A 24982-nucleotide genomic window follows, 5' to 3' on the forward strand; every position below is an offset into this window, starting at 1 on the left:
GCCTGAATTTATTAAGCTGTTAAAACAACTAACTTTTCTTTCAACTAAATTTTGAAAATATATTGACATGAAAAACACAATACTTTACTATTATTTTCAGCATGAATAAAGTCATTCTTATTAGTAGCCGCGGAGACGAGGGGTCGACGATGCGGTGGCAAACCCATTCGGAGGTAGATACCGGATAGGGCGCCCAACCTGAGCGCAGTTTCGTGATGGAACTGTGAACAATAAGAGGATAAGCAGCTGATGCAGATCGAAGCTTTCCTTAGGTTGTAGGAGAGCTTTTTTTGTGCTCCAAAACACATTTTTTGTAAGGAGCGGATTTAATTGGTTGAAAAGATTTTATTTACTTCAGAGTCGGTGTCAGAAGGACATCCGGACAAGATTGCAGACCAAATTTCAGATGCAGTTTTGGACGCAGCACTTGCGCAAGACCCACTTTCACGGGTTGCGTGTGAAGTGTTTACGACAACGAACACTGTCATTGTTGGTGGAGAGATCACAACAGAAGCAGTGTTGGATATCGAAAAAATCGCCCGCCAAACGTTAGTTGACATCGGGTATACGAACGATGAATTAGGAATCGATGGCAGCACATGTACTGTGCAAGTACTTGTGCACACGCAATCCCCAGACATCGCAATGGGTGTGGATACGTCGAGTGATACGAAAGCGATCGGTGCAGGAGACCAAGGTCTGATGTTTGGATTTGCGACAGATGAAACAGCAGGATACATGCCGTTACCGGTTGAGCTGGCACATGCGCTTGTGAAAAAAGCGTCAGTACTGCGTAAAAACGGTCAGTTCCGCTGGGCGCGTCCTGATATGAAATCTCAAGTGACGATTGACTATACAACGAAAGAAACACCGAAGATCGATACGATTTTAATGTCGATCCAGCATGATGGGGATTTCGAACAAGAGACATTCGAAGCCTTTGTGAAAAACGAAATCATCTTAAGCACAGTTGAAGAATTCAACTTACAAGGGGACTTCCGTGTCCTTATCAATCCAACCGGACGATTTGTAACTGGCGGACCTCACGGAGATGCAGGGTTAACAGGACGCAAAATTATCGTGGATACGTACGGTGGAGCGGCACGTCATGGCGGCGGTGCATTTTCCGGTAAGGACTGTACGAAAGTTGACCGGTCTGCAGCGTATGCTGCTCGATATGTAGCGAAAAACATTGTTGCAGCAAGCCTTGCAAAAAAATGTGAAATCCAGCTGTCTTATGCAATCGGTGTGAGTGAGCCGATCAGTATAGCGATTGACACATTCGGAACAGGGAATGCACCAGATGCGCATTTATTACAAGCGATCCGTGAGGTATTCAACTTAACACCAGCAGGAATTATCGACATGCTCGATTTACGGACACCCCGGTACCAGGCGACAGCAGCTTATGGACACTTCGGCCGTACCGATCTTGACTTGCCGTGGGAACGGACGGATAAAGTAGATGTGCTGCTAGAAGCAGTCTATGAAAAATCTGGAGTCGGATGCTGATGACGTTTGTCAAAGAGACAGTAGTTGAAAAAACTGGACTTACGCAAACGGACGCACCGTTGTTGGATGCTCTTGTTCGTTATGCGGCTTCCGAGACGGTTCCGTTTGACGTGCCGGGACATAAGATGGGCGCGGTATCGACGCCGTTTCAACAAGCGATCGGGAAGCAAGCGATGCGGATGGATGTCAATTCGATGCCATCTCTCGACTTGCTGAGTCATCCGAAATCAGTCATCAAAGATGCACAAGGACTTGCTGCGCAAAGTTTTGGAGCCGACCATGCATTCTTTCTGGTGAATGGGACGACAGTCGGGATTCATGCCATGATCTTAGCTGCGTGTAAACCAGGTGAGGTGCTGATTGTGCCACGTAATGGTCATAAGTCCGTGATGGATGGCATTATTTTGAGCGGTGTTATTCCAGCTTTCGTGCAGCCTGAAGTGGACGATCATTTCGGACTATCGCATGGAGTATCTGTAGAAAGTGTCGCGCAAGCGTTGCAGGAAAACCCGAATGCGAAAGCGCTGCTTATTACGTATCCAACGTATTTTGGCACGATGACAGATCTCACTAAAATCTGTGAACTTGCGCATGCCGCAGGGGTTCTGGTTTTAGTAGACGCTGCACACGGCGCACATTTACGGGCCATTGAAGGAATGACAGATCCCATTGAAGCAGGGGCTGATATGGTTACGACGAGCATGCATAAGACAGGCGGATCACTGACGCAAAGCTCGCTGCTTCTATTGAATAACGAACGGATTGCAGTGGAGAAAGTTCAAAAAGTCGTCAGTATGCTGCAAACCACGAGCGCGAATTATTTACTTATGAGTTCACTGGACGCAGCAAGAAGAGAGCTGGCTGTGCATGGGGAGACCGGTTTCCATCGGTTGAAACCAATCGCAGAACATGCCATTGCTGCAATTGAACAAGGCAGTTCATACGAAGTTATCAAGAACGTCCATACGACTAAACGCTTCAGTCAGACACATGATTGGACGAAGTTGGTAATCCGGGTGAATGACCTCGGTCTGACTGGATTTGAAGTGTATTCACTATTAAAAGAACGCTTCGGGATTCAAATGGAACTAGCTGAAGGCTATGTTGTGATGGCTGTCCTTACAACAGCAGATACCGAGCAATCCATCGGCCGTCTCGTAGCCGCTTTGCAAGACATAGAGCAAACGTATAAGAAATCCAGTGTCCTTCATTCTGCATGGACAGTCGTGGATTCAGTGAATGAACTGGCCATGACGCCTAGAGATGCATTTTATGCGGATCAGGAATCGATTGCGATTGATGAAGCAATCGGAAGAATCAGCGCAGATACGCTGATGATTTATCCGCCAGGGATTCCGTTAGTCATTCCGGGAGAACGGATCACATGTGAAGTTGTTCAGCACTATGCGTATTATCAACAAGCTTTTGGAAGTGTGTTATCCGAGTCAAAACAAACCGGCAGAGTAACTGTCGTAAAAGGGGGATGTTAACAATGAGTTTAGAATTATCGGCGTTAGGACGTCACGTATTGATAGAGTATTATGGGTGCCCGAGTGAAATTATAGAGAACAACAAAGTGATCGAGCAGTTCATGAAAGAGGCTGCAGATTATTCAGGAGCAACTATCGTAGAATCGGTGTTTCATCACTTCAATCCATACGGTGTCTCGGGTGCAGTCATCATTGCGGAATCCCACCTTACGATTCACACTTGGCCGGAATACGGCTTTGCCTCTGTAGATGTCTACACATGCGGTGACTCGGTCAGCCCATGGAAAGCAGCGGATTATTTGGCTGAAAAGCTCCAAGCGAAAAAGGTAGAATCATTTGAAGTGCCACGCGGCATGGTAGAAAAAATTCGTCAGTTTGCAGAAAAGGAAATTGAAGAAGTGACTGTGAAGCCTGTATTGGCAGGTGCGAACGCATGAGTTGGTATACAGAGCAATGGAGCGAGGACTGTAAGTTTTCTGTCGGGTATGAAAAACATCTGCATAGTGAAAAGTCACCGTTTCAGCAAATCGATTTTTATGAAGGTAAGGAGTTCGGTACGTTTTTCACATTGGACGGTCTGATGATGGTCAATGAAAAAGACGAATTCATCTACCATGACATGATTGTCCATCCGGCATTCGCGACGAATCCGGATATTAAGAAAGTGCTTGTAATTGGCGGAGGCGACGGAGGAACTGCGCGTGAAGTGCTCCGTTATCCTGGGGTAGAACACGTTGTACTGGCAGAAATTGACGAGCAAGTGTTCCGTTTGTGCCAGCAATACTTGCCGATCACAGCTGCAGGTGTAGAAGAAGATGCACGTATGGAACTCGCTTTCGGCGATGGACTGGCGTATGTCCAAAATGCACCAGATGCTTCGTTTGACTTGATACTCGTGGATTCAACAGATCCAGTTTCTGTCGGAGAAGGGTTGTTCACAACGGCGTTTTACAAGGAATGCTATCGCGTGCTGAACGACAAAGGAATCTTGATCAACCAGCACGAGTCACCTTATTTCTCGGAGTATGCAGAGAACATGAAGAAAGCGCGCACGAAGATTAAACAAATCTTCCCTGTCGCACGCGTGTACCAATATCACATGCCGACCTATCCTTCAGGCCACTGGCTGTTCGGTTTCGCATCGAAGTCATTGGATCCATTGAAAGATGCAGATGCAGACGTATGGAACGCAATCGGACTGAAAACGAAGTATTACAATACTGACCTTCATGTCGGCGCTTTTGCGCTGCCGACGTATGTACAGGAGGCACTCGATAGTGAAGAATAATGTAGTGAGCACGAATCCTTTCATCGGATGCGAAACGCCATACAACGATGCGGATCTCGTCCTATTCGGGTCTCCTTTTGACGGGACAACGAGCTTTCGTCCAGGCACACGTTTTGCCGGACAGGCGATTCGTCCGGACTCATATGGGTTAGAAACATATTCCCCTTATTTGGACAAAGACTTAGAGGATGCCCGCATCTTTGACGGCGGGGATCTGGAGCTGCCATTCGGAAATACGGAGCGCGTTCTTCAGCAAATCGGAACGTACAGCCATCAAGTGTTAGCGGATGGGAAGAAGTTTCTTATGATTGGCGGGGAGCATTTAGTGAGCCTGCCTTCGATCCGGGCGGCGTACGATGCATTCCCTGATCTGCATGTCATCCATATTGATGCGCACACGGATTTGCGTGAGGACTATATGGGAGAGCCATTGTCACACGCGTCAGTCATCCGACGCTGCCATGACTTCCTAGGAGACGACCGTATTTTTCAGTTCGGGATCCGTTCAGGCATGAAAAGCGAATTTGAATGGGCGAAAACACATACCCATTTGGAAAAATTCACATTGAACACATTGCCTGAAGTGGTGAAGTCATTGAAAGACGTTCCGGTCTATGTGACGATCGACTTGGATGTACTGGACCCAGGAACGTTTCCGGGGACTGGCACACCTGAGCCCGGCGGCATTACATATCGGGAATTGCTGGACGCAATCGCGGAACTTCAAAAGCTTACGAATATTGTCGCAGCAGACGTAGTGGAGCTGTCTCCGCAATACGATCCATCTGGCGCTTCAACAGCTGTTGCCTGCAAGACGATTCGTGAACTGTTATTGACGCTGACGAACTGATTATTATATAGAAGAAAAGCCGTCCCATGTGATGATTTGGGACGGCTTTTGTATGGGATTAATTCACCTCAACTGCAGCTGCAGACGATGCCGCTGGTGCTTTCTTCGCACCATGCGAAAGTGTCAGCATGAAGATGAAGGAGATACAGAACATGATTGCGAGGTAGATCATCGCAGCTGTCATATCGTAATTTTGTAAAATGTATCCGACTAGGATTGGAGAGAACCCGCCAACCGCGCGGCCGAAATTGAAAATGGTATTGGTCGCTGTACTGCGAATCTCAACAGGATAAAAACTGCTGATCAACGCACCGTAGCCCGCGAACATGCCGTTTGAGAAGAATCCAACGACCGCTCCGCCGATCAGCACACCAGCGCTGCCTGTTGCGTAGCTGTAAAGGAACACAGCAGCTGCTGAAGCGAGCAGGAACACTCCGTATGCTTTCTTCGCACCTAACCGGTCCATAATTTGTCCGAACACCAGCATTCCTGCGATCATTCCGACAGCTGTACTGATTGTCCAAAGTGCTGAGCTCGACACCGAAAGGCCTTGTGATTTCTGAAGCATGGATGGAAGCCAGATCATCAGGCCGTTATAGCCTGCTATTTGAACAGTTGCCATGACTGCAAGTGTGATCGTTGTAAAAGCGATTCTTGGAGAAGCGACGAGTAAACGCAGTTTCCCGGCATTCTCTTTTTTCTTCTGGGCTTTCTTCAATTTCTGTGATTCTAGCCATTCAGGAGATTCGTCCAAGTTGCGACGGACGATGAATGCGAAGATGACTGGAACGATTCCAACAAAGAACAAAGCACGCCATCCGAATGTCGGCAAAATGAGGGCACTGAGCAATGCGGCTAGGATAACTCCATATTGAGCGCCGACACTAACATAAGAAGATGCGCGACCTTGTTTGTTTTTAGGCCAAGCTTCTGCGACGAGCGCCATACCGATTCCGTACTCTCCGCCAGCACCAAGACCTGCGATGAAGCGGTAAATATAAATTTGCTCAATGTTCGTTGCAAGTCCAGTGAGTGCTGTTCCAAGTGCGAATAGCAAAATACTGTATGTAAATATTTTAACGCGACCGAATTTATCGGCCAAAATCCCGAAGATAACGCCTCCGACGAGCATACCGATATTTGTAACGGATGAAATAAGTCCGCCTGTTGCGAAATCGATTCCGAAGTCCGCAATAATCATTGTCATTGCGAAAGAAATGAACATGATATCCATGCCTTCGAGAGTTAGACCAGCGACTGAAGCAACGACCGTTTTCTTTTGATAATTCATCATGAGTTCCGCCTTCCTGTTTTGGGGTAGTGCCTAACATAAGAAGAAAGCGAACGCCGTCCCCTTTTTGCGTCTCACAGAACGCGGGTTAAAAGAGTGTGCAGTAATCAAAGTGCGCACAAAAATGCCCTTACCAGTCAGAGAGACAGGAAGGGCAAAGTACGACAAAGTATAGGAGACTGGAGAATCTCCAATCCCAATATCCGGTACCCTTTCCGGCCTCTCGGGACCGTGTTAAAGGAACAATTTAATTGTTTTAATCCTAGCAGATGAAAATTAGAGGTGCAAGATATTTTTACTGGAAACAGTAATGTCGAAGTTTTCTATTAATAATTTAAAAAGGCATAGTTAGTCTATTAATGATATAATCATTCAGTTAATTAGTTTTCCGTCTGGAGGTTATATCGTGGATCATACAGAAACGCATCGTCCTGCACAGTCTAAACGTGTAGTTCTATATAGTTTAACGTTTTTAGCAATCGCAATTATCGGTCTCACATACGTGAAATGGATGCCTTATGTAGGGAAAAGTATTACCGCCATTTCGACTCATTCGATAGGCGATTCGATTTTAGGGTCGACTCCGAAAGAAGCAGAATCCGCTTCGTTTTCGGGGGCATGGGACTACGCAGTCACATATTTTGCAGCGGTTTGGAAAGCTGCGGTCCTTGGAATTTTACTAGGATCACTGCTGCAAGTATTGCTTCCTGCAAATTGGCTCATTCGAGTATTAGGAAAAACGTCATTTGCAAGTACAGCAGCTGGCGGAATTGCAGCGGTTCCGGGCATGATGTGCACATGCTGTGCAGCGCCGGTTGCAGTTGGATTACGTAAGAAGAATGTGTCCATCGGTTCGGCACTTGCCTTTTGGATCGGGAATCCGACCTTGAATCCCGCAGCGCTTGTCTTCATGACATTTGTATTGTCATGGAAGTTCACCGCCCTGCGGTTAGTATTCGGAATCATTTTGACGTTCGGTGTGAGTTACTTGGCGAATCGCTTAGCGCCTGCAGTGAACCCGGTGGATACTGAAAAGCTTTTACAGCAAGCTGCTGAAGAAGAACAAGGTTCGTTTTTAATGCGCTGGTTCAAGAGTCTTGGGAAAATGACACTGTTCATCTTACCGGCATATTTCTTATCCGTTCTGTTGATGGGGGCAGTGAAAGGCTGGTTGTTCCCGCAATTAGGTGAAGCGACAGGAAGTTCAATTTTACTCTTAGTGCTCGTAGCGATTGGCGGCATGCTGTTCGTCATCCCCACCGCTGCAGAAATTCCAATTATCCAGACGTTCATGGCATATGGCATGGGGGGAGGCCCTGCTGCTGCGTTGCTGCTAACATTACCGGCAATCAGTTTACCCTCATTGTTGCTCGTTTCAAAATCATTCCCGAAAAGAGTACTTGCTTTCGTCAGTGTCGCGGTTGTAGTGCTAGGTGTGCTAGCCGGAGTCGCAGGGAATTATATATTGTAAGCATAGAAGACCGTTTCCTCACTGGGAACGGTTTTTCGTTTTCTTCGGGGAAGAAAAATCCTCTATCAAGCTCTCATTCTTCGGGTATGATACACTCTCTTCAAAGACAACTAGGAGGGATTTAGGATGGAACAGCTTATAGGAAAGACGGCAATTGTTACAGGTGCAAGCAGTGGGATCGGCTCGGGTATTGCGAAAGAACTTGCACAACAGGGTGCGAATGTTGTCCTGGCTGCCCGCAGCATTGAAAAACTGAATGACTTAGCGAAACAACTTCAAGATGCTGGCGGTTCAGTACTTGTCGTTCCTACGGATGTATCGAGTCAAGCAGACGTTGAAGCCCTCGCGGCCAAAGCGAAAGAGGCGTTCGACGGTGTCGACATTTACGTCAATAATGCTGGGCAAGTGTTAGCAGGAGAAGTGCGCTCAGGTAAAACGGAAGAGTGGGAGCAAATGATCGATGTGAACATTAAAGGTGTCTTATTCGGCATCAATGCTGTACTGCCATCCATGCTCGAAAAAGGCGCAGGCCACCTCATTAATATCGCATCCGTTTCTGCAACAGAAGTGACAAAAACGAGTACAGTGTATAGCGCTACTAAATTCGCAGTGCGCGCAATTTCCATGGGTCTCGAAAAAGAACTTGCAAAAACGGGTGTCCGTGTAACGAACATCTCTCCAGGGATGGTCGACACCCGATTAGGTGAACAGTATGATTGGGGCGACCGTAAGAAACTTCAAACAGCCGATATCGCAAAAGCGGTCGTCTATGCAGTAACTCAGCCTGACTATGTGAACGTTAACGAGATTACGATTCGACCCGTCTAACTAAAAAAACAGCTCAACTTCGCACGTTGCGAAGTTGAGCTGTTTTTTAATTAAGAAGCTACTGGTTTTTTCAATATGCCAAGCAAAATCGCAGACACGATTGAGCCGATAATCACAGCGAGTAAGTAAAGCACCCAACTGCCATCCACTAGAGGAAAAACAAAGAGTCCGCCGTGCGGTGCACGCAAGCCGATGTTGAAAGCCATCGAGAGTCCGCCTGCAATTCCTGCCCCTGCCATAACGGAAGGGATGACTCGCAGTGGATCTGCCGCAGCAAATGGAATCGCCCCTTCTGTAATGAACGACAGCCCCATAATGTAATTCACTTTACCTGCTTCACGCTGCTGCAACGAGTATTTGTTTCTGAAAACAGTTGTGGAAATCGCAATTGCGAGCGGGGGAACCATACCCGCCGCCATAATCGCAGCCATCGGTTCATACACACCGCTTGCGAGCAGTCCTGTACCAAACAAGTAAGCCGCTTTATTGATAGGGCCTCCCATGTCGATCGCCATCATTAGACCGAGAACAATTCCGAGAAATACCGCGTTACCTGTGCCAAGCCCTGTCAGCCAGTTGGAGATGCCCGTGTTGAGGGCGCTGAAAGGTGTATTAACAATATAATGCATGATCAATCCTGTAGCTGCGATACCAAGCAGCGGATACAGTAAAATGGTTTTAATGCCATCGAGTGAAGGAGGGAGTGCAGATAGCCATTTCTTCAGTCCAACCACTAAATACCCACCGAGGAACCCAGCGATAATGCCGCCAAGGAATCCGGCACCGCTTGTCGCTGCCATCAGTCCGCCTACCATACCTGGTGCAAATCCAGGTCGATCGGCAATACTTAAGGCGATGAAACCAGCCAGAACAGGGATCATTAAAGCAAATGCGTTTCCGCCGCCAATAGTATTCAATGCAGCGGCAAACGAATTATATGTCGGATCTGCCGGGTCGAACGAATTCGGTCCAAATAAGAAACCAAGTGCAATGAGAATTCCGCCGCCAATAACAAAGGGAAGCATGTTTGAGACACCGCTCATTAAATGCTTATAAATGGTAGAACCGATCCCTTTAGAAGAAGTGGATGCTTCATTCGAAGCTCCATCCGAACCGCCTTTATAGATAGGCGCATTTTGTGCAACAGCGCGATCGAGCAGCTCTTTTGGTTTCCGGATCCCTTCTGCAACGGGGACTTCAATGACATGCTTTCCTGCAAACCGTCCCATTGAGACATTTGTATCGGCTGCGACAATAACCGCTGTTGCCTTTTCAATGTCCTCAGCAGTCAACACGTTTTGTGCGCCGCCCGATCCGTTCGTTTCCACTTTAAAAGGAATGCCGAGTTCTGCCGCCTTATTCTTCAAGGAATCAGCGGACATATACGTATGGGCAATTCCAGTCGGACAAGCGGTTACCGCAACTACATAAGGTTTAGACGAATCGATGGGAGCAGCCGGTTTTGCAGCAGGTTCTTCATCCGGTTCATCGTGCGCGTCGATCAAAGCTAAAATCTCTTCCTTCGATGAAGCCGCAAGCAGTTGTTTCCGGACGTCTTCGTTCATCAACACCGTCGACAAGCGTGCGAGCGCTTTCAAATGCATTCGATTTGCACCGTCTTCAGCAGCAATCATGAAGAACAAGTGAGCCGGCTCTCCATCGAGCGATTCGTATTCCGCACCGACTTCCGAACGTCCGAATGCAATTGCAGGTACCTTAACAGCACTCGTTTTCGCATGTGGAATTGCGACCCCATCTCCAATCCCCGTTGTACTTTGGGACTCGCGATTCAGGATGGCTTCTTTAAAAGCAGCTCGGTCATTTAGTTTTCCAGCATCGGCGAGCACAGCAACAAGTTCGTCAATGACAGCTGGTTTGTCAGTACCTTGAAGTCCAAGTAAAATCGTATCAGCTGTCAACAATTCAGTAATTCTCATAGGTCGTTTCCTCCTTTTAATGGTGTTACGACTACTTGTGCAAGCAACGCTTCCACTTGTTCCTTTGTGCACAAACGATCGGAAAACGCAGTCGCACTGCCTGAGGCAATTGCTTTTCTAAACGCATTTTCAAACGATTCCTCATGCATAAGTGCTGCGAGAAACCCAGCAACCATGGAATCTCCAGCTCCGACAGAACCACGCACGGTTCCTTTCGGTGCATTTGCGATAAGTGAGAGAGACTCACTCACGTAGACCGCGCCTTCACCAGCTAACGAAACAATCACTTGCTGCGCTCCTAATTGAATGAGTGTTTTCGCATGATGGACTGCGTCTTCCAGTGTAGAGATGTCCGTACCTACCATTTCACCTAGTTCATGGTGATTCGGTTTTATCAAAAACGGACGATAAGGCAATGTTTTAAGCAACGATGCCCCTTCAGCGTCCACTACAAAACGAATCCCCGAGTCGTCACACAAACGGGCGAACTGTTCATACGTGTCTTCAGGCAGAGAAGCTGGGATACTTCCTGATAAGACGAGTACATCATGACTGCTTAAATTTCTTACTTGAGTTTTTAGTTTCTCAAATTGATAGGTGTCGATTTTCGGTCCTGCTGCGTTGACTTCTGTTTCTTCAACGGCTCGTATTTTAACGTTGACACGCGTCTCGCCTTGAACTGATATGAAATCTGAAGTAATTCCCGCGGTCTGCAAAAGCCGTTCGACTTCCTGTCCAGTAAAGCCACCCGTGAAACCGAGTGCATTGCTTGGCACTCCGAAGGAAGTGAGGACTTGAGAGACGTTAATCCCTTTTCCCCCGGGCAAGAAGTGATCGGATTTGGAACGGTTCAAGGAACCAATCGACAAGTCGTCAAGTGTAAGTAAATAATCCAAAGAAGGATTGAGTGTAACTGTGTAAATCATAGTTGTACCACCTTCCATCTGGTTTCTTTTGGAAACATGTGCATCGATTCCGAACTTTCACTCGTTGTAACAATGGTAGTTTGTGTACAATCTGCGAATCTTGCAAAAGCGACTTCTTGGAACTTGGAATGATCCGCTAACAGATAGGACTCACGAGACAAGTGAATTGCCAGTTCTTTAAGTTGTGCCTCTTCCTCATCAGGTGTCGTACATCCATACTCAGGATGAATGCCGTTGACGCCTAGAAAGCATTTATCGAAACGATACTGCTGGAGACTGGAAAGCGCTCCTCTTCCGACGAGCGCTTTCGTAGATGGTTTTGCAATCCCGCCAGTTAAAATCGTTTTGCACCCTTGCTCGAGTAAAGCGTCAGTATGTGAAATTCCATTTGTAACAACAATGATGGAAGGGGGGAGATAGGCAATCATTTCAAATGCCGTTGAACCTGCATCCAAGTAGATGGTATCGCCAGATTCGACACAGGAAGCGCCAGCTTGACCGATTTGCTGTTTTGAATGAAGGTTTTTGGATGTTTTTTCAGACATGGTTGCTTCTTGCAGTTTTCCTTGTAACTTTGCCGCTCCGCCATGAATGCGTTTTAATTTCTTTTGGTTTTCCAATTCTATTAAATCTCTGCGTATGGTTGATTCAGATGCGCCAGTTTCAGAAGCAATTTCATGCAAGCGCACTGTCTGATTTTGTGATAACAACTGTAAAATTAGATGATGCCGCTCTGCCTCGAGCATTTAAACCACTCCTCATTCTCACTCTTTTTTACAGTATAAACCTAGAATGTTCTGAAATCAATCAAAAACATTCAATTTTATTCAAAAACGTTCAAATTAAAGTTTTATACTAAATTACTTCTTGATTCGAAATAATCATTGACCTTGGAATTTTGTTTTGCTAAAATTGGGTGTCGTTATCGACAGCGTTTGACAAAGCTTGTTTTTAGTATTTCGCAGAACAAAACAAGAGAAAAGCTTTTCCACTACAGAAGGTTGTTGTTGTAAGAAGAAGTTCATGATTAAAAGCTCTGACTTTGATTATTTGTGACACAATTGGGCTATAACTGATGATAAGTCTGAAGCATTTTAAGCAGCTGTACCTGTTGTGATTGCACAATTGAGAAGATTCATGATTTTTTTCATATAGATGTTCCTAATTTAGAAAAAGGGGTAATAATAAGTAAATAACTATCTCTTTCGTCGCGGGAATAATGGACTTTTGTCTTAAGAAGTAAGAACAATTCAACAGAATCGATAAAGTTTGGTTGATATCGAACTGCTGATTGAAGTAGAACACATCTTGAAAAGACGGCATGTCCGTTAAATTTGAAAGGGGAGAAAACACATGAACTTAGCAGCTATTGGTGTGCCAGGGCTAATTATTATTCTTGTCATTGTACTTATATTGTTTGGACCACGTAAATTACCGGAAGTAGGATCTGCTGTCGGGAAAACGCTTGCGGAATTCAAAAAGTCTGCAAAAGACATTATGGATGATGATGAAAAAGCCGAAGCTAAAAAAACTTCTGATACAGAGAAGTAGGTGAAACGATGGATCAGAGTGAAGAGAACAAGCGGGATGAAATTAATCCGCTAGACAAAAAGAACAAAGAGGATGCCGAACAATCTATTGAACAAAAGTCAGTAGCTGCAAACGAAGAAGTCATGCAGCCGCCTGTACCGTACTTAGATGAAAACGGATATCCGACAAACAAACGTCCGAGTGAACCTAAAAAGGAAGAAGAAACTGCTGAAGAGGATGACGAAGAGTCTAATTTGGTGGCACACTTATCCGACTTACGTAAACAACTGATCAAAAGTATTGCGGTTTTCCTGCTGTTTTTCATCGCTGCATTCAGTACCATCAATTTCTGGTTCCCGTATATTACACGCGGCTATAAGTTGATTGTGCTGAGTCCAATGGAAGTCATTTCGTTTTATACAACCATCTCAGCGGCGCTTGCATTTGGATTGTCAGTCCCGTTCCTCTGTCACTTTTTGTGGCAGTTTGTGAAACCGGGATTGAATGAAAAAGAAAGCCGTTTTCTAAGTCTTTACTCACCAGCCATTTTAATATTGTTTGTGGCAGGTTTAGCCTTTGGTTATTACGTCGTAAATCCGCTCAGCTATAATTTCTTAGTATCATTAGGTGAGATGAATTTTGACGTCATGGTGTCAGCGCAAGAGTATGCGCGATTCCTTTTGCTGACAACCATGCCGATTGGGTTACTTTTTGAATTACCCGTAGTTGCACTATTCCTATCAGCGATTGGTGTACTTACATCTGGATCCATGAAAAAAGTACGGAAATGGTCTTATGTAGTGCTGGGTGTCACTTCAGCGCTCATTACACCGCCCGACTTTTTCAGTCAGCTTATTATTCTGATTCCGATGATTGGCTTATATGAAGCAAGTATCTATCTAGTCATGCGGACAGAAAAGCGTCTGGAAGCTGCAGATGCATCTTAAAAAAACCCGTTCAGCAATTTGTGCTGTGCGGGATTTTTTTATAAGAAGCGAAAAGCAATTTCTATTCCAGTTTGAAATGTGCCGAAAACTTCATAATTGGCGATAGATATAAGGTGTTCTGATAGTGCTGTATATAGTTTGATGTTAAAATTAGTTGGTAGCTAAACTCGTTTGGCACAAAAAGACGAGTAAGAAAAGGAATGAAAAAAGAATGAAAAAGGAATGAAAGATGCATTGAAAGCAGCTCTGACGAAAAAGAATATCATAGGAAACACGCTGTTGTTTGTCGGTATTATTGGTTATATTCTATTGTTTGGTGCACTATTTGGCCAAAATAATATACTAATAGGCGTTTCGACAATTACGGCGATGCTCATGCTGCTCGAACGAGATTTAACGATACATCCAATTGCAAATACAGTGAAATTTGCAGGATTGAATTTATTGACAGGAATAGCAGCTTTTGCGACCGGGTTCTCCGTGTGGGGAGCTATACCGATCCATTTTGTGATGATGTTTATCATCAGTTATACATTGATATTCAATTTGAAGAATCCGTTGTACTTACCGTTTTCACTTCAATACTTGTTTTTATTGGCGATTCCCGTCACGGCTGAAGATCTGCCCTTGCGCTTGACGGGGCTAGTTGTGGGTGCTGTTTCTATAATGGCGCTGCAAATGATTGTTAATAAAAAGCGAATTTCAAAAAATGCCGATCCTATAATTAAAAGTATATGTTCATCGTTGCTGGAGAAAATGGATAAAAAAGTTTCAGGTGAGAGTGGAGCCGAAATGGATACGGCAATTCGCAAATCTGTCGGTTCTTTGCGTTCGATGATCTATGATCAGCGGGAAGAGGATTATTACCTTACAGAAGAGTGAAGTCTTCGGTTAAATGTATCTGTGGCACTCGAAAAAATAAACACCTTACTCGATTCCCTCGAACCAAGACACGCAGAAGGCAGAGTGCTTCAAGACGTACGCATGATCTTAACTAAAATTGTGGAAGAATCCTCTGAAGGGATAGACGCTGCTGAATTGAGCCAGGCATCTGAAGAAGTCCGAAATAGTTACGCTGCCCGACCGCCAAAGTCTTCTGTTAAATTGCGGCTGCTTAATAACGTAGAGTATTTGACTGACAGCTTACTGGCACTTCAAAAGTTGTCGCCAAAGAAACGAAAGATTACCCGCAAGTTAGAGGAAATTCCATTAAAATATAAAAAATTCACATTGAACTCAGCTCCGAGACACGTAACATCTTTAAAAATGTCGTATGCCGTCCATATGGCGACAGGTATTGCAATCAGTGGCTTTTTGATGGACTTCTTCAATTTAGCTGAGGGTAGATGGATGATGTTTACTGTATTATCCGTAATCATCCCTTTTTATGAACAATCTCATAAAAAGATGAGAGACCGTATCTTTGCAACCATTGTCGGGGCAATCCTTGTAGGAGTTACATTTTCGATTTTCCATACATCTGCAGTGAGAACCGGACTCTTACTGTTCGCAGGTTACTTGATGAGTTTTGTAAAAGTATATCGCTACAGTACAATTTTAGTGACGTTCTCTGCGATAGGTTCTGTTGCATTAATAACAGGGGAAACTCAATTCCTTACCGTGGAACGTTTACTGATGGTTCTTGCAGGGGTTTGTATTGCATTACTTGTGAACAAATTTGTCTTCCCCTATAAGTTGACGGACGCGAATGTGCATTTAAAAGAAATGTCTAATGATGTTCTAGCAGAGATGCTTTCAGAAGCACGTGGAGCGGTTAGCGGCAAAACCACTATAGGAAGCCACACTATGAAAAACTTATTGATCATCAGCACGATGATTGAAGAACGAGCCCGCGTTAACTTACAGGCGGCTGGTGAAGATGTAGCGGATGAATTATTTGCACCGCGCAGACTTGCTGGAAATACGTTTTATGAACTGCAAATGTGGAAAGAAATGCACGGCATGAATGCGGACATTTCGAATCGAGCGATTGTAATTATCGGTCAATTGGAAACCTGCTGGGCGAAAAGGGAATCTTGCAAATTGGTAATTCAACAGCTCAATTTGTCTTTGGCGGAAGAGCCCGTATTGGAAAACAAAATCATATTCAGTATTCTTCTGGAAATTGCGTATAAGTTTGACGAAATTACAACAGAAGATGAACAAACGGAACTTACGCTAGATTGATGACGTCAACTAATGTGTAAATGGAGTGAAAGTAAAGGATATTTTAAGTAGAAGAAAGGGTTGAAAAGTCGTGAATACTGAAATTCATGACGTAACGGCAACAAACTATCGAGATATTCTCAAATTGACAGTTGCCCAGTCGCAAAAAGATTATATTGAATCACCTTATGAATGCCTGGAAGATTCTGTTGAATGGAAGCAGTTTAAACCAGTCGGCCTATATGTCGACGGAGAACTCGTTGGGTTTGCTATGTATGGGTTCTTTAAATCAGAAGGGGACCGGGGAAGATTATGGATCGACCGGTTACTGATTGATAAGCAATTCCAAGGCAGAGGATACGGTACACATTTCATGGAAAAATTGATTGGAAAAGTAGAAGTGGAATATGGACAACAACCGATTTACTTGAGTGTGTACCCTGATAACGAGGGCGCAGTGCATCTCTATAAAAAACTTGGATTTGAATTCATCGATGAACGGGATATTAATGGCGAGCATATTATGAGAAGACAGTAAAAGGAAAGAGGACCAGAAATGGTCCTCTTTCCTTTTAGGTTAGTCGGATTCTTTTTCCTTTTTCAATTCGTCTTTGGCATGTTCTTCTGCAGAGTCTTGAATATTTTCTTGAATTTGTTTACCTACTGCTTCTCTCTCTGCGTCTTCAGAAGACTGCTTAGAAATTCCGTTCTTTTCTTTTTCAATTTCTTCCTGCATTTCTTCGATATTTTTCATTTCTTCTTCATACTCCTTATCCACTTGTGACGTGGAGGGAATAACCTCATCTTCATTATAATCCACTCGTTTTCCGTATCGGATTAGCTCATAAATAATCATTCCATTATTCGGTTTTCCGCTTGTCATAAGCATTGGAACAGAGTCAATTAATGCATAAAAGAAAGCATAAAAGATGAACCGGTTCCAGAACCGTGCTTGGTCTTCCAAATATCCGTTAGCAATCAAAGCATTTAGAGTGAGGGCAACTGTGAGTGTTGAAATTATAGGAGCAGCGTAAACCATAATATAAGCGAAATTACTCTTTCGTTTAATATCGTCAAATGAGAACCAACTGTACATATGGTAATATTTACGAATGTCAAAAATGCCAAACATGAAAACACTAGGACCGGATCCAATCGTCAGCCGTGGATTTTTTACCCCGAATAAGTAAGTAACAGGTAAGTATCCAAATTCCCTTATAAAAACTGCTACGGGAATAATGATAAAAGAAGATATAATAAGTGCAAATAAATCTGAAAATCCGAACAAGGATGACTCACACCTTTCATCTTTTCTAAGCGTGTACTTTTCATACCCCTTCTTCATACGTTTAAAGCATATGTAACCCAAATGACTTGGCAACGATACATAAGAAACGAAAGGTATTTGGCCATACTATGTTTGATTCGCACTGCAGAGGGAATCATACTTCTATATTGATAATACATTAAATGAATTTTTGAAGGAGGAAGGAAACATGGCTAAAATTGCAGTAGAAGTACCATTTGACGATGTGAAACAAGCACTTGAAGAAAAAGGACACGATGTAAAAATGTTTGAATCAGATGAAAAACTATCTGGTTACGACTTCGGCGTTGTCCGTGCATTAAGTGATGTCAATGTTGACACTTATGATTTCCCAGTAGTGAGCGTAGAAGGAAATTCCGTTCAAGAAATCGTAGATGACGTGGAAAAACGATTAGCTCGATAACTAGTAAAAAGTGTCCGGATTCAATACTTCCGGGCTTTTTTTATGGACAGAATTGGATAGTTAAGCGTTATGCGATTGAGCAATTGCCAATTTCAAGCATTGCAAGTGTAGGTTCGTATGATTTTTTGTATACTAAGAAGGAACGTACTTTCTGAAATGAGGGATCGAGATGTCCGAACTAAAAACAACGTTACTGGCTGATATGAAAACAGCAATGAAAGAAAAGGATACCGTTAAAAAAGGAGTCATCAACTTACTTCGTGCAGGTATCCAAAACCAGGAGTTAGATTTGAAACGCGAATTGACGGAAGAAGAAGAGCTTAAAGTGGTTCAGCGCGAGTTGAAACAAACGAAGCAATCACTTGAAGAGGGTCAAAAAGCGAACCGTGAAGACATTGTCGCTGCAGAGACTGAAAAGATTGCGGTTATTGAAAATTATTTACCAAAGCAACTATCTGTTGACGAAGTCAAGGAACGCATCGCAGCACTTGGCATCAGTAAAGATACACCAATGGGTCAAGTGGTCGGCCGGATGATGAAAGAGACAGCAGGCAGTGCAGAAGGTAAGGTCGTGTCTCAAGCAGTTAAAGAATATTTAAATAGCTAAGCAGACAGAAAAAAGCCGTCATCCTCAATAAAAGGATGATGGCTTTCAGTTTAAAAGAAGTAAAGTCCCACACTAATGACAATTCCGCTTAATATCAAAACAAATACACAGTATCCCATAATATCTTTAGCGCGTAATCCTGCAATTGCTAAAGCAGGCAGTGCCCAGAATGGCTGGATCATATTCGTCCAAGCGTCACCCCAAGCGATCGCCATCGCCGTTTTGGAATAACTGACGCCTAGTGATTGAGCAGCATCCAACATAATAGGTGCTTGAACAGCCCATTGACCGCCGCCAGATGGAACAAAGAAGTTAACAATTCCAGCCGCGTAGAACGAAAAGAGCGGGAACGTAGCGGCTGTTGAGATGTTAACAAATCCTTCTGAAATCACAGCAGCGAGTCCAGAAGTGACCATCATCCCCATGATCCCTGCATAGAAAGGGAACTGAATAATAATTCCACCTGCAGTTTTGACTGCATTCGCAACCGCCGCAAGAAAACGTTTTGGAGTACCGTGAAAAATAATGCCTAGTATAAAGAATATTAAGTTAACGATATTCAGATTCAAGTCGAAACCGTTTACTCCAAAATGATGGCCTAAGTATATGACTCCAAGTGCTCCAATGAGCATAGATAGAATCCAACTGTTTTCAAGGCGTGAAGCAGGCGTTTGTTCAGTCACTTCCTCGATAATTATTTCATCTTCAAGGACATCAGGGTCTACAGTAACTGTATCTTCTTTCTTCGGCATCATAAACCGATTCAAAATAGGCAGTGTGATGAAAAGAATTCCAACGATAATCAGGTTATAAGTAGAAAAAATAGTTTGAGACGTTGGTACAACGCCCATAATATCCGCAAATGGATGATCAGCTGTCGCAATAGAAAGCGGAATGGATCCGCCTAATCCGCCATGCCAAATGATGAAACCAGAGTAAGCACTCGCGATTAACAATCGATAATCAACCGTTTTTACTTTCTTCGCAATTTCCTTTGCGAATAGAGCACCAATAACTAAACCGAATCCCCAGTTGATCCAACAAGCAATTAGAGAAACGACTGTAACTAAAAGAATTGCAGAACCCGGAGACTTTGCTAAGCCTGCTAAGTTGCTTAACCCTTTCTTAAATAACGGACTGCTCGCTAATACGTGACCTGCAACGAGTACAATGACCATCTGCATTGTAAATGCTAGTAATCCCCAGAAGCCGTCTCCCCAAAAGACAACCATATCGAGCGGACCCGAATCTGTTAAACCGAGACCTAGTGCGAATACGACTAATGTCAAGATTGCTACGAAGATATATGGATCCGGTAAATAACGTTCCATAATCGTATTCGACCACTTTGTAAGTGTGCGCATTGTCCATTCCCCCTTTTTTTAAAATAGTGACACTCCTTTAGACTATCATAGTAAAAAGTAAGGGAGAATATGTTTTTTGTGTAATAGTAAATGAAAAGTTGAAAAGTGCTGAATGTGAAATAGGGAATAGACCGCTACTGAATAACCTAGCGAATTGAACGGCAAATAGCGGGATCGACTATTTCCCTACAACATAAGTCTTTAAAAGAGCAAGTCGTTCCCGGAATCGAACTTTCGCTTCAATCACTTTTGGTGTTTTGGCAGGAATCGTATCCCATTCATATCCTGCTTTTTCAGCAAGATAGCCAGCACGGGCAACGTGATAATCACTTGTGATTATTGTAATTCCAGTAACATCTTGCGGAATCAGCTTTTTAGTATTTTCCAGGTTTTTGAACGTTGAGGTAGATTGGTCCTCAAGAATCATTCGTGATTCAGGAAATCCATAGGCGGATAAATAATTATGCATTGCTTCAGCTTCGCTAATTCCTTCGTCCGGCCCTTGTCCTCCTGAAAGCACCAATGTGACATGAGGGTGCTGCTGTGCGTAATCCAATGCAGCGTCTAATCGATAGCGTAAGGCAAGGGAAGGGGTCGTTCCATTTACTTTTGCACCCAAAATAATAGCGTATGAGTATATGCCTGTTGCACGTTTACTCTGCGCTTCTTTCATAACGTAAGTTGTACTAATCCACCATGCAAGTATCGACATCCCCAAAATACTGATTGTGGTCAATAGACGTTTCCCCTTTTTCAATACATTCTCTCCGTTTCCTATGCTTGTTTATGATCGAGTGTGACTTGATAACAAGACGGAAGTTGGAGGAACAAGTTGCCTGCGCAACGGGTTAATTTACAAGTAATGTTGAAGTGGTGTATTATTACACTATTAAGAGAGGGAGATTTCATTGAATCAAGAACAGATTAGTGAGCAAGTTTCGCATCGATTGATCCTTATCCGGACAGAGGCGGGTTATTCTCAGGAAACGATGGCTGCTGTATTAGGGATCTCAAAAAAAACACTCGTTCAAATTGAAAAAGAAAGAACGACTGCCAGCTGGACTGTAGTAGTCGCAGTTATTTCCCTCTTCGCAGATAGTGAAATCATTCAATCACTTTTGGGGGACGCTCCATTAGAAGTAATCCGGACTGTTGCACATAAAGGTTTGGACCGTCCGAAAGGAAAGACGCTTGGCGGAAAAGTCTGGTGGAAAGAGATAGAGAACGCACAAGGGTTTAGAATTCAACAAAACTTAATCAGCCAGCACTTTCGCATATTAGACAAAGAGGATTATGTATGGTTCAGTACATTCGATGAACAGGAAGTTTTGGAGAGGTTTCAAGAACTTTTAAAAGCATAGCGTTAAACTCGAAAAAAAAAACTGCCATTCTCTAAAGAAGGCAGCCTTATGCTAATAGTATACTCGATGTATGTAGGCAGCCCTTACGCGGGAACGAATGTAACGTCTTCCGTAATTTTGTCGAGCTTCTTAGCAGCGTCTGTAACGAATTCTTCTTTCCTGTCAATTGGTGCATCCGGGTCTTCAGGGGCTTGGAATTGCTCTAATCCTGATACTGTCATCACTGGACTGTCTTCTTCGTCCAAACCGATATTCATGACGTGTTTAATGATGAATGGAGTAGTGAACTTAATAAGAGCATTATTTGAATCCAGTTCACCTTGCAATACCTCAAAAGGGACACGTAAGTAAATGGTCACTTCTTTTCGTTTGTACAAAATCGTATCAAACATTCCGTGGTCATACTCCCAGCCACCTGCTATATCCATTCCTTCTGCATTGAACAGCTTCAATGCATTTCCATACAATACAATTTTTCCTTCAATCTCACTTTTCAATGCAATCATGGATTTTCCTCCTAATCTCAGTCAATTATCTTTAAAATACCCCATTACCTAGAGTCAAAACCTAGTTTGTAAGAATAAGACTATTTTGTAATCTATAATAGCTTACATATGATTCGAACGTCTTCTATATGATTCTTCATAGAGAGGAGACCGATATTGAAGAACAGGATCATCGGAACAGCTAAATCCTGAAACTTCATGGGTTGGATCGAAGAAATGGTTTTCCGCATTGTCCTCTCTTTTTTTAAGCAAAACTAAATTCCCTACATCTATGACTAAGCGCTCATCAGGCCAGCTGACAGAAGGGTCATCTGTTGGGTCTTCGGGTGATGCAACGGTCATCATCAGTCTGAAAGCTACTTGTGATGTGGACATCCTCTCCAAGAGTTCTTGTTCCATGTCTTTTGTAGAAAAAGGAAGCTTTGAAGCGTTCGTTACTGGCACAAATGAAAACCGAACGGCTTGCTGTTCACCTAACGCTGTCGTTAAAATATATGCATGAATCGCCCAGAAAGACGTCGATGCAAAACTTGAAGGAGTTTTAAGTTGCTTTAGTAATGAAGGAACCGTTTTAAATTCAGTATCGTTACTTATGATTTTCAGCTTTTCATTAAAAGATTTCTCACTACCACCTAAAACTTTAATGAGCCGAATGAATGCTTCAGGTGTTTTCGTAGGGAATATAGGCACATTTGCCATTGCAAATGATACAGGCTTGTTGTCATCAACTTGAAACTGGACAGCCATTCCTTTAATAGGCATCAGCCGTTCCGAAAAATCAGGAACAGGGGAGGCGTGAGAGAAACGGACGACGGCATTCACCTGCCCCGCTTGTAAAAACTTTGCTTCTGTAAAAGGGGCTGCATTTCCATTCGATGTAAAGAGTGCATCGAAACCGATTCCTTTTGCATGTGCTCTTCTGAAACCAGGATACGTTCCTGCAACCTCTTCAATAGCGTCAATGGCTTCCACAGGGGTAATTGAATTTTTTTCTTGTGACGAGTTCATACACTCACTCCTTTGAAGCACTATACCCTTCCGGTTAAAAGTCAATCGCTCGCTGCATCACTAGCCAGCTCAGTATAGACAACTAACCGTTCCTCATGAGTTTTAGCTTTGCGATTGAATTCACCTGTACACGTAATCAGATTTAAACGGCTTCCATACGAAAACCCGAAGATCTCCTCTACAGGTGCCTCTTTGCGCGGATACGTCTTCGTTTTTGTGACGACGAATGTTAGTGATTTTCCATCTTTGTCTTGGACAATGATTTCATCATCTTTTTTTAGCTTATCTAATTTGTAAAAAACGGCGGGACCGGTAAGTGAATCGATATGGCCAGCCATCACGGCACTTCCTTGGTTTCCTGGAAGTGTGCCTGGTTCAAACCATCCCACGTTATCGACACCTTCAGGAACTCCCATTTGACCGTTAGCTAATTCACCGACATTTTCAATTTTAGTTTTCACATCAATCGCAGGAATTTCAAGTGTTACTGGAGTAATTCCTTTTTGTTCTGATTTTAAAGACAGCCCTTCAGCTGAAGGTTTCTCTGCAGAAGCGGTCTGCTTAGATGGAGCTTGTGTGGATTGGGGTTCCGGTGTTGTTTCCGGTGCAGTCGAAGTATCTGGCGAACTGCAACCGGCAAGAGCGAGTGCCAGCAGTCCTGAAGTAAGTAATGTAGGAACTTTCATTGTAAACACCTCCATGGATAGTTGTGTAAAGAAAAAGAAGGGGAACTAGCCCCCTCCTAAATTAGTTATTCTCTGTACGTGTTTTGCGGATTACAACAGCTCCAGCAGCCATTGCAAGTATCAAACTAGTTAAAATCCACATTACTGTTGAATCGTTAGACTCTTGGCTCATGCCGCCTAACCCTGTTTTAGGCATATCTGAAGGCATTGAACCTGCAAACTTGTCTGGATACTGGTCTACAATCGCACCAGCCATCATTGTGCCTACTCCGAACATGTGGCTATATGCTTCGTGAATATCGTCATATGCACCATCATAATCGCCTTCATGATACTTGTTAAAGGCAGCTAGAAGCTGATCTACGTGAACTTTCAATCCTTCTTCTAAGTCTGCTGCTTTCAATCGTCCTTCTGTTGCAGTCTCTAAGAATGCTGCTTGTTTTACGCGGTAATCATCAAGATTTGCCATTGCCATGTTTTGACCTTCTGCGTCATCTGCAGCTGTTGCTTTTACATAATCCACGAAGTAACCGATGTGGCTGCTCCAGATTTCATTAAACTGCTTTGCGCCTTCAGCTCCGTAAACGGATTCAATCGACTTCGTAAGGTCTTCCGTGTTACCGTTTAACTCCGCTGCAGATACATCAAAGTCTTTTGCTCCGTCAATTCCTTTTTGCATCGCTAGAATTGCGAGTGCTGCGTGAGTAGAGAATTGGTTGTTCAACTGTTCGCGTAAGTCGGCAGCAGGCGTATCAACAGATTGCTTATCGAATTTCTCTGGGAACTGATCTGTAATCGCCCAAGAGATGCCTTTGCCGGTACCAAACATGTGCATCATTGACTCGGTGATGCCCTCATAAGCCTTTTCATACTCTCCGGCATTGTAATTATCAAATGCCCAGATCAGCTGATCGACGTGCATCTTCAATCCTTCTTCAAGTTCCTTAGCTTTCAAACGTCCATCAGTTGCTGTGTCTAAGAACTCTGCCTGAGTGACACGGTAGCCGTCTAGATCCGAAACAGCCTTTTTGCGGCCTTCCTCGTCATTAGCTGCTGTAGCTTTTACATAGTCAACGAAGTAACCAATGTGACTGCTCCAAATTTCTTTGAACTTGGCTCCGGCTTCGTCTCCGTATACAGATCCGATTGCCGCAGATAATTCATCTGTGTTTTCTCCAAGTTGTGCTGCTGCAGCATCGAAGTCTTCTTTACCGTCAATTCCTTTTTGCATCGCGACGATTGCTAAGTAAGCGTGTTCGGAAAGGATTGAATCCAGAGTCGCTCTCAAATCTGTAGCTGGGTTTGAAACTGCCATGGATGACGTTCCGTGTTCAGAATGATCGGCTGCATTTGCGATAGCCCCCATTGGAAATAGTAAGGAAACGCTCAGTGGAATTGCTGCGAGTTTTTTGTAGTTCATCATGAATCTCTCCTTTTCGGTTTTGTAATAAGCTAACGGAACGAAAAAAAGAATGGATCACTTT

Annotated in this window: 26 protein-coding genes; 15 read left to right on the forward strand and 11 right to left on the reverse strand. The window is 43.8% G+C overall.

What is annotated here, in order from left to right; translation table 11 throughout:
- The first annotated feature begins 330 nt into the window (after window positions 1–330).
- Genes metK through speB form a run of 5 tightly spaced genes read left to right on the forward strand, consistent with a single transcriptional unit; the run spans window position 331 to window position 5140 of the window.
- On the forward strand, window positions 331–1512 hold the full coding sequence (metK, locus tag QT716_RS11380) for a methionine adenosyltransferase (RefSeq protein ID WP_317936178.1): 1182 nt from the start codon (window positions 331–333) through the stop codon (window positions 1510–1512).
- Complete coding sequence (locus QT716_RS11385; RefSeq protein ID WP_317936179.1) at window positions 1512–3002, forward strand: aminotransferase class I/II-fold pyridoxal phosphate-dependent enzyme; 1491 nt, start codon at window positions 1512–1514, stop codon at window positions 3000–3002. Before metK ends, QT716_RS11385 begins: the two co-directional genes overlap by 1 nt.
- Before the next feature lie 2 nt (window positions 3003–3004).
- Window positions 3005–3439, forward strand: coding sequence for an adenosylmethionine decarboxylase (gene speD, locus QT716_RS11390; protein ID WP_317936180.1), 435 nt, complete (start codon window positions 3005–3007; stop codon window positions 3437–3439).
- Window positions 3436–4290 carry a polyamine aminopropyltransferase gene (speE, locus tag QT716_RS11395; protein ID WP_317936181.1) on the forward strand — a complete coding sequence of 285 codons (855 nt, stop codon included), beginning with the start codon at window positions 3436–3438 and terminating at the stop codon, window positions 4288–4290. The genes speD and speE overlap by 4 nt, the downstream gene beginning before the upstream one ends.
- Complete coding sequence (speB, locus tag QT716_RS11400; RefSeq protein WP_455431227.1) at window positions 4259–5140, forward strand: agmatinase; 882 nt, start codon at window positions 4259–4261, stop codon at window positions 5138–5140. Before speE ends, speB begins: the two co-directional genes overlap by 32 nt.
- A 58-nt stretch (window positions 5141–5198) precedes the next feature.
- Here the strand turns inward: speB and QT716_RS11405 are convergent, their stop codons facing one another.
- The gene (locus QT716_RS11405; protein ID WP_317936225.1) at window positions 5199–6431 is read right to left on the reverse strand and encodes an MFS transporter; all 1233 of its coding nucleotides are present in this window, start codon (window positions 6429–6431) and stop codon (window positions 5199–5201) included.
- Window positions 6432–6837: 406 nt separating this feature from the next.
- On the opposite strand from QT716_RS11405, the gene QT716_RS11410 reads away from it, so the two are divergent.
- Both QT716_RS11410 and QT716_RS11415 read left to right on the forward strand, forming a co-directional pair.
- Window positions 6838–7902, forward strand: coding sequence for a permease (locus QT716_RS11410; protein ID WP_317936183.1), 1065 nt, complete (start codon window positions 6838–6840; stop codon window positions 7900–7902).
- Window positions 7903–8028: 126 nt separating this feature from the next.
- Entirely contained in the window at window positions 8029–8730 is a 702-nt protein-coding gene (locus QT716_RS11415; protein ID WP_317936184.1) for an SDR family oxidoreductase, read from the forward strand.
- A gap of 50 nt (window positions 8731–8780) precedes the next feature.
- Here the strand turns inward: QT716_RS11415 and QT716_RS11420 are convergent, their stop codons facing one another.
- The 3 genes from QT716_RS11420 to QT716_RS11430 are packed head-to-tail and all read right to left on the reverse strand — an operon-like array spanning window position 8781 to window position 12339.
- Entirely contained in the window at window positions 8781–10667 is a 1887-nt protein-coding gene (locus QT716_RS11420; protein WP_317936185.1) for a PTS fructose transporter subunit IIABC, read from the reverse strand.
- Window positions 10664–11593: a 1-phosphofructokinase gene (gene pfkB, locus QT716_RS11425; RefSeq protein WP_317936186.1), complete on the reverse strand. Its 930-nt coding sequence runs from the start codon at window positions 11591–11593 to the stop codon at window positions 10664–10666. The genes QT716_RS11420 and pfkB overlap by 4 nt, the downstream gene beginning before the upstream one ends.
- Entirely contained in the window at window positions 11590–12339 is a 750-nt protein-coding gene (locus QT716_RS11430; RefSeq protein ID WP_317936187.1) for a DeoR/GlpR family DNA-binding transcription regulator, read from the reverse strand. The genes pfkB and QT716_RS11430 overlap by 4 nt, the downstream gene beginning before the upstream one ends.
- A gap of 607 nt (window positions 12340–12946) precedes the next feature.
- Between QT716_RS11430 and tatA the strand changes: the two genes are divergently transcribed.
- From tatA to QT716_RS11455, 5 genes are all read left to right on the forward strand, one after another.
- Window positions 12947–13144 (forward strand): twin-arginine translocase TatA/TatE family subunit, encoded by a 198-nt coding sequence (gene tatA, locus QT716_RS11435; RefSeq protein WP_317936188.1) that lies wholly within the window; start codon window positions 12947–12949, stop codon window positions 13142–13144.
- Between the two features lie 8 nt (window positions 13145–13152).
- On the forward strand, window positions 13153–14070 hold the full coding sequence (gene tatC / locus QT716_RS11440) for a twin-arginine translocase subunit TatC (protein WP_317936189.1): 918 nt from the start codon (window positions 13153–13155) through the stop codon (window positions 14068–14070).
- Window positions 14071–14292: 222 nt separating this feature from the next.
- A complete protein-coding gene (locus tag QT716_RS11445) occupies window positions 14293–14952 on the forward strand; it encodes a hypothetical protein (protein WP_317936190.1) in 660 nt (219 codons plus the stop codon).
- A 21-nt stretch (window positions 14953–14973) separates the two neighbouring features.
- Complete coding sequence (locus tag QT716_RS11450; RefSeq protein WP_317936191.1) at window positions 14974–16257, forward strand: FUSC family protein; 1284 nt, start codon at window positions 14974–14976, stop codon at window positions 16255–16257.
- Window positions 16258–16327: 70 nt separating this feature from the next.
- Window positions 16328–16774 carry a GNAT family N-acetyltransferase gene (locus QT716_RS11455; protein WP_317936193.1) on the forward strand — a complete coding sequence of 149 codons (447 nt, stop codon included), beginning with the start codon at window positions 16328–16330 and terminating at the stop codon, window positions 16772–16774.
- A 39-nt stretch (window positions 16775–16813) separates the two neighbouring features.
- Here the strand turns inward: QT716_RS11455 and QT716_RS11460 are convergent, their stop codons facing one another.
- Window positions 16814–17581 (reverse strand): hypothetical protein, encoded by a 768-nt coding sequence (locus QT716_RS11460; RefSeq protein WP_317936194.1) that lies wholly within the window; start codon window positions 17579–17581, stop codon window positions 16814–16816.
- A gap of 151 nt (window positions 17582–17732) precedes the next feature.
- Between QT716_RS11460 and QT716_RS11465 the strand changes: the two genes are divergently transcribed.
- Together QT716_RS11465 and QT716_RS11470 are read left to right on the forward strand one after the other, a co-directional pair.
- Window positions 17733–17966 carry a YkuS family protein gene (locus tag QT716_RS11465; protein ID WP_317936195.1) on the forward strand — a complete coding sequence of 78 codons (234 nt, stop codon included), beginning with the start codon at window positions 17733–17735 and terminating at the stop codon, window positions 17964–17966.
- Between the two features lie 169 nt (window positions 17967–18135).
- Window positions 18136–18573 carry a GatB/YqeY domain-containing protein gene (locus QT716_RS11470; RefSeq protein WP_317936196.1) on the forward strand — a complete coding sequence of 146 codons (438 nt, stop codon included), beginning with the start codon at window positions 18136–18138 and terminating at the stop codon, window positions 18571–18573.
- A 50-nt stretch (window positions 18574–18623) separates the two neighbouring features.
- Here the strand turns inward: QT716_RS11470 and QT716_RS11475 are convergent, their stop codons facing one another.
- Window positions 18624–19937 (reverse strand): short-chain fatty acid transporter, encoded by a 1314-nt coding sequence (locus QT716_RS11475; RefSeq protein WP_317936197.1) that lies wholly within the window; start codon window positions 19935–19937, stop codon window positions 18624–18626.
- A 178-nt stretch (window positions 19938–20115) separates the two neighbouring features.
- Window positions 20116–20694, reverse strand: coding sequence for a YdcF family protein (locus QT716_RS11480; RefSeq protein WP_317936198.1), 579 nt, complete (start codon window positions 20692–20694; stop codon window positions 20116–20118).
- A 151-nt stretch (window positions 20695–20845) separates the two neighbouring features.
- Between QT716_RS11480 and QT716_RS11485 the strand changes: the two genes are divergently transcribed.
- Window positions 20846–21298, forward strand: coding sequence for a helix-turn-helix transcriptional regulator (locus tag QT716_RS11485; protein ID WP_317936199.1), 453 nt, complete (start codon window positions 20846–20848; stop codon window positions 21296–21298).
- An 83-nt stretch (window positions 21299–21381) separates the two neighbouring features.
- Here the strand turns inward: QT716_RS11485 and QT716_RS11490 are convergent, their stop codons facing one another.
- From QT716_RS11490 to QT716_RS11505, 4 genes are all read right to left on the reverse strand, one after another.
- A complete protein-coding gene (locus QT716_RS11490; RefSeq protein ID WP_317936200.1) occupies window positions 21382–21804 on the reverse strand; it encodes a YugN family protein in 423 nt (140 codons plus the stop codon).
- A gap of 102 nt (window positions 21805–21906) precedes the next feature.
- Entirely contained in the window at window positions 21907–22812 is a 906-nt protein-coding gene (locus QT716_RS11495) for a catalase (protein WP_317936201.1), read from the reverse strand.
- A 41-nt stretch (window positions 22813–22853) separates the two neighbouring features.
- Window positions 22854–23498, reverse strand: coding sequence for a class F sortase (locus QT716_RS11500; protein WP_317936202.1), 645 nt, complete (start codon window positions 23496–23498; stop codon window positions 22854–22856).
- Between the two features lie 61 nt (window positions 23499–23559).
- On the reverse strand, window positions 23560–24921 hold the full coding sequence (locus QT716_RS11505; RefSeq protein WP_398293284.1) for a copper amine oxidase: 1362 nt from the start codon (window positions 24919–24921) through the stop codon (window positions 23560–23562).
- Between the last annotated feature and the right edge of the window lie 61 nt (window positions 24922–24982).

The sequence above is a fragment of the Sporosarcina aquimarina genome (assembly GCF_033253705.1).
In the GTDB taxonomy this organism is placed as follows: domain Bacteria; phylum Bacillota; class Bacilli; order Bacillales_A; family Planococcaceae; genus Sporosarcina; species Sporosarcina aquimarina.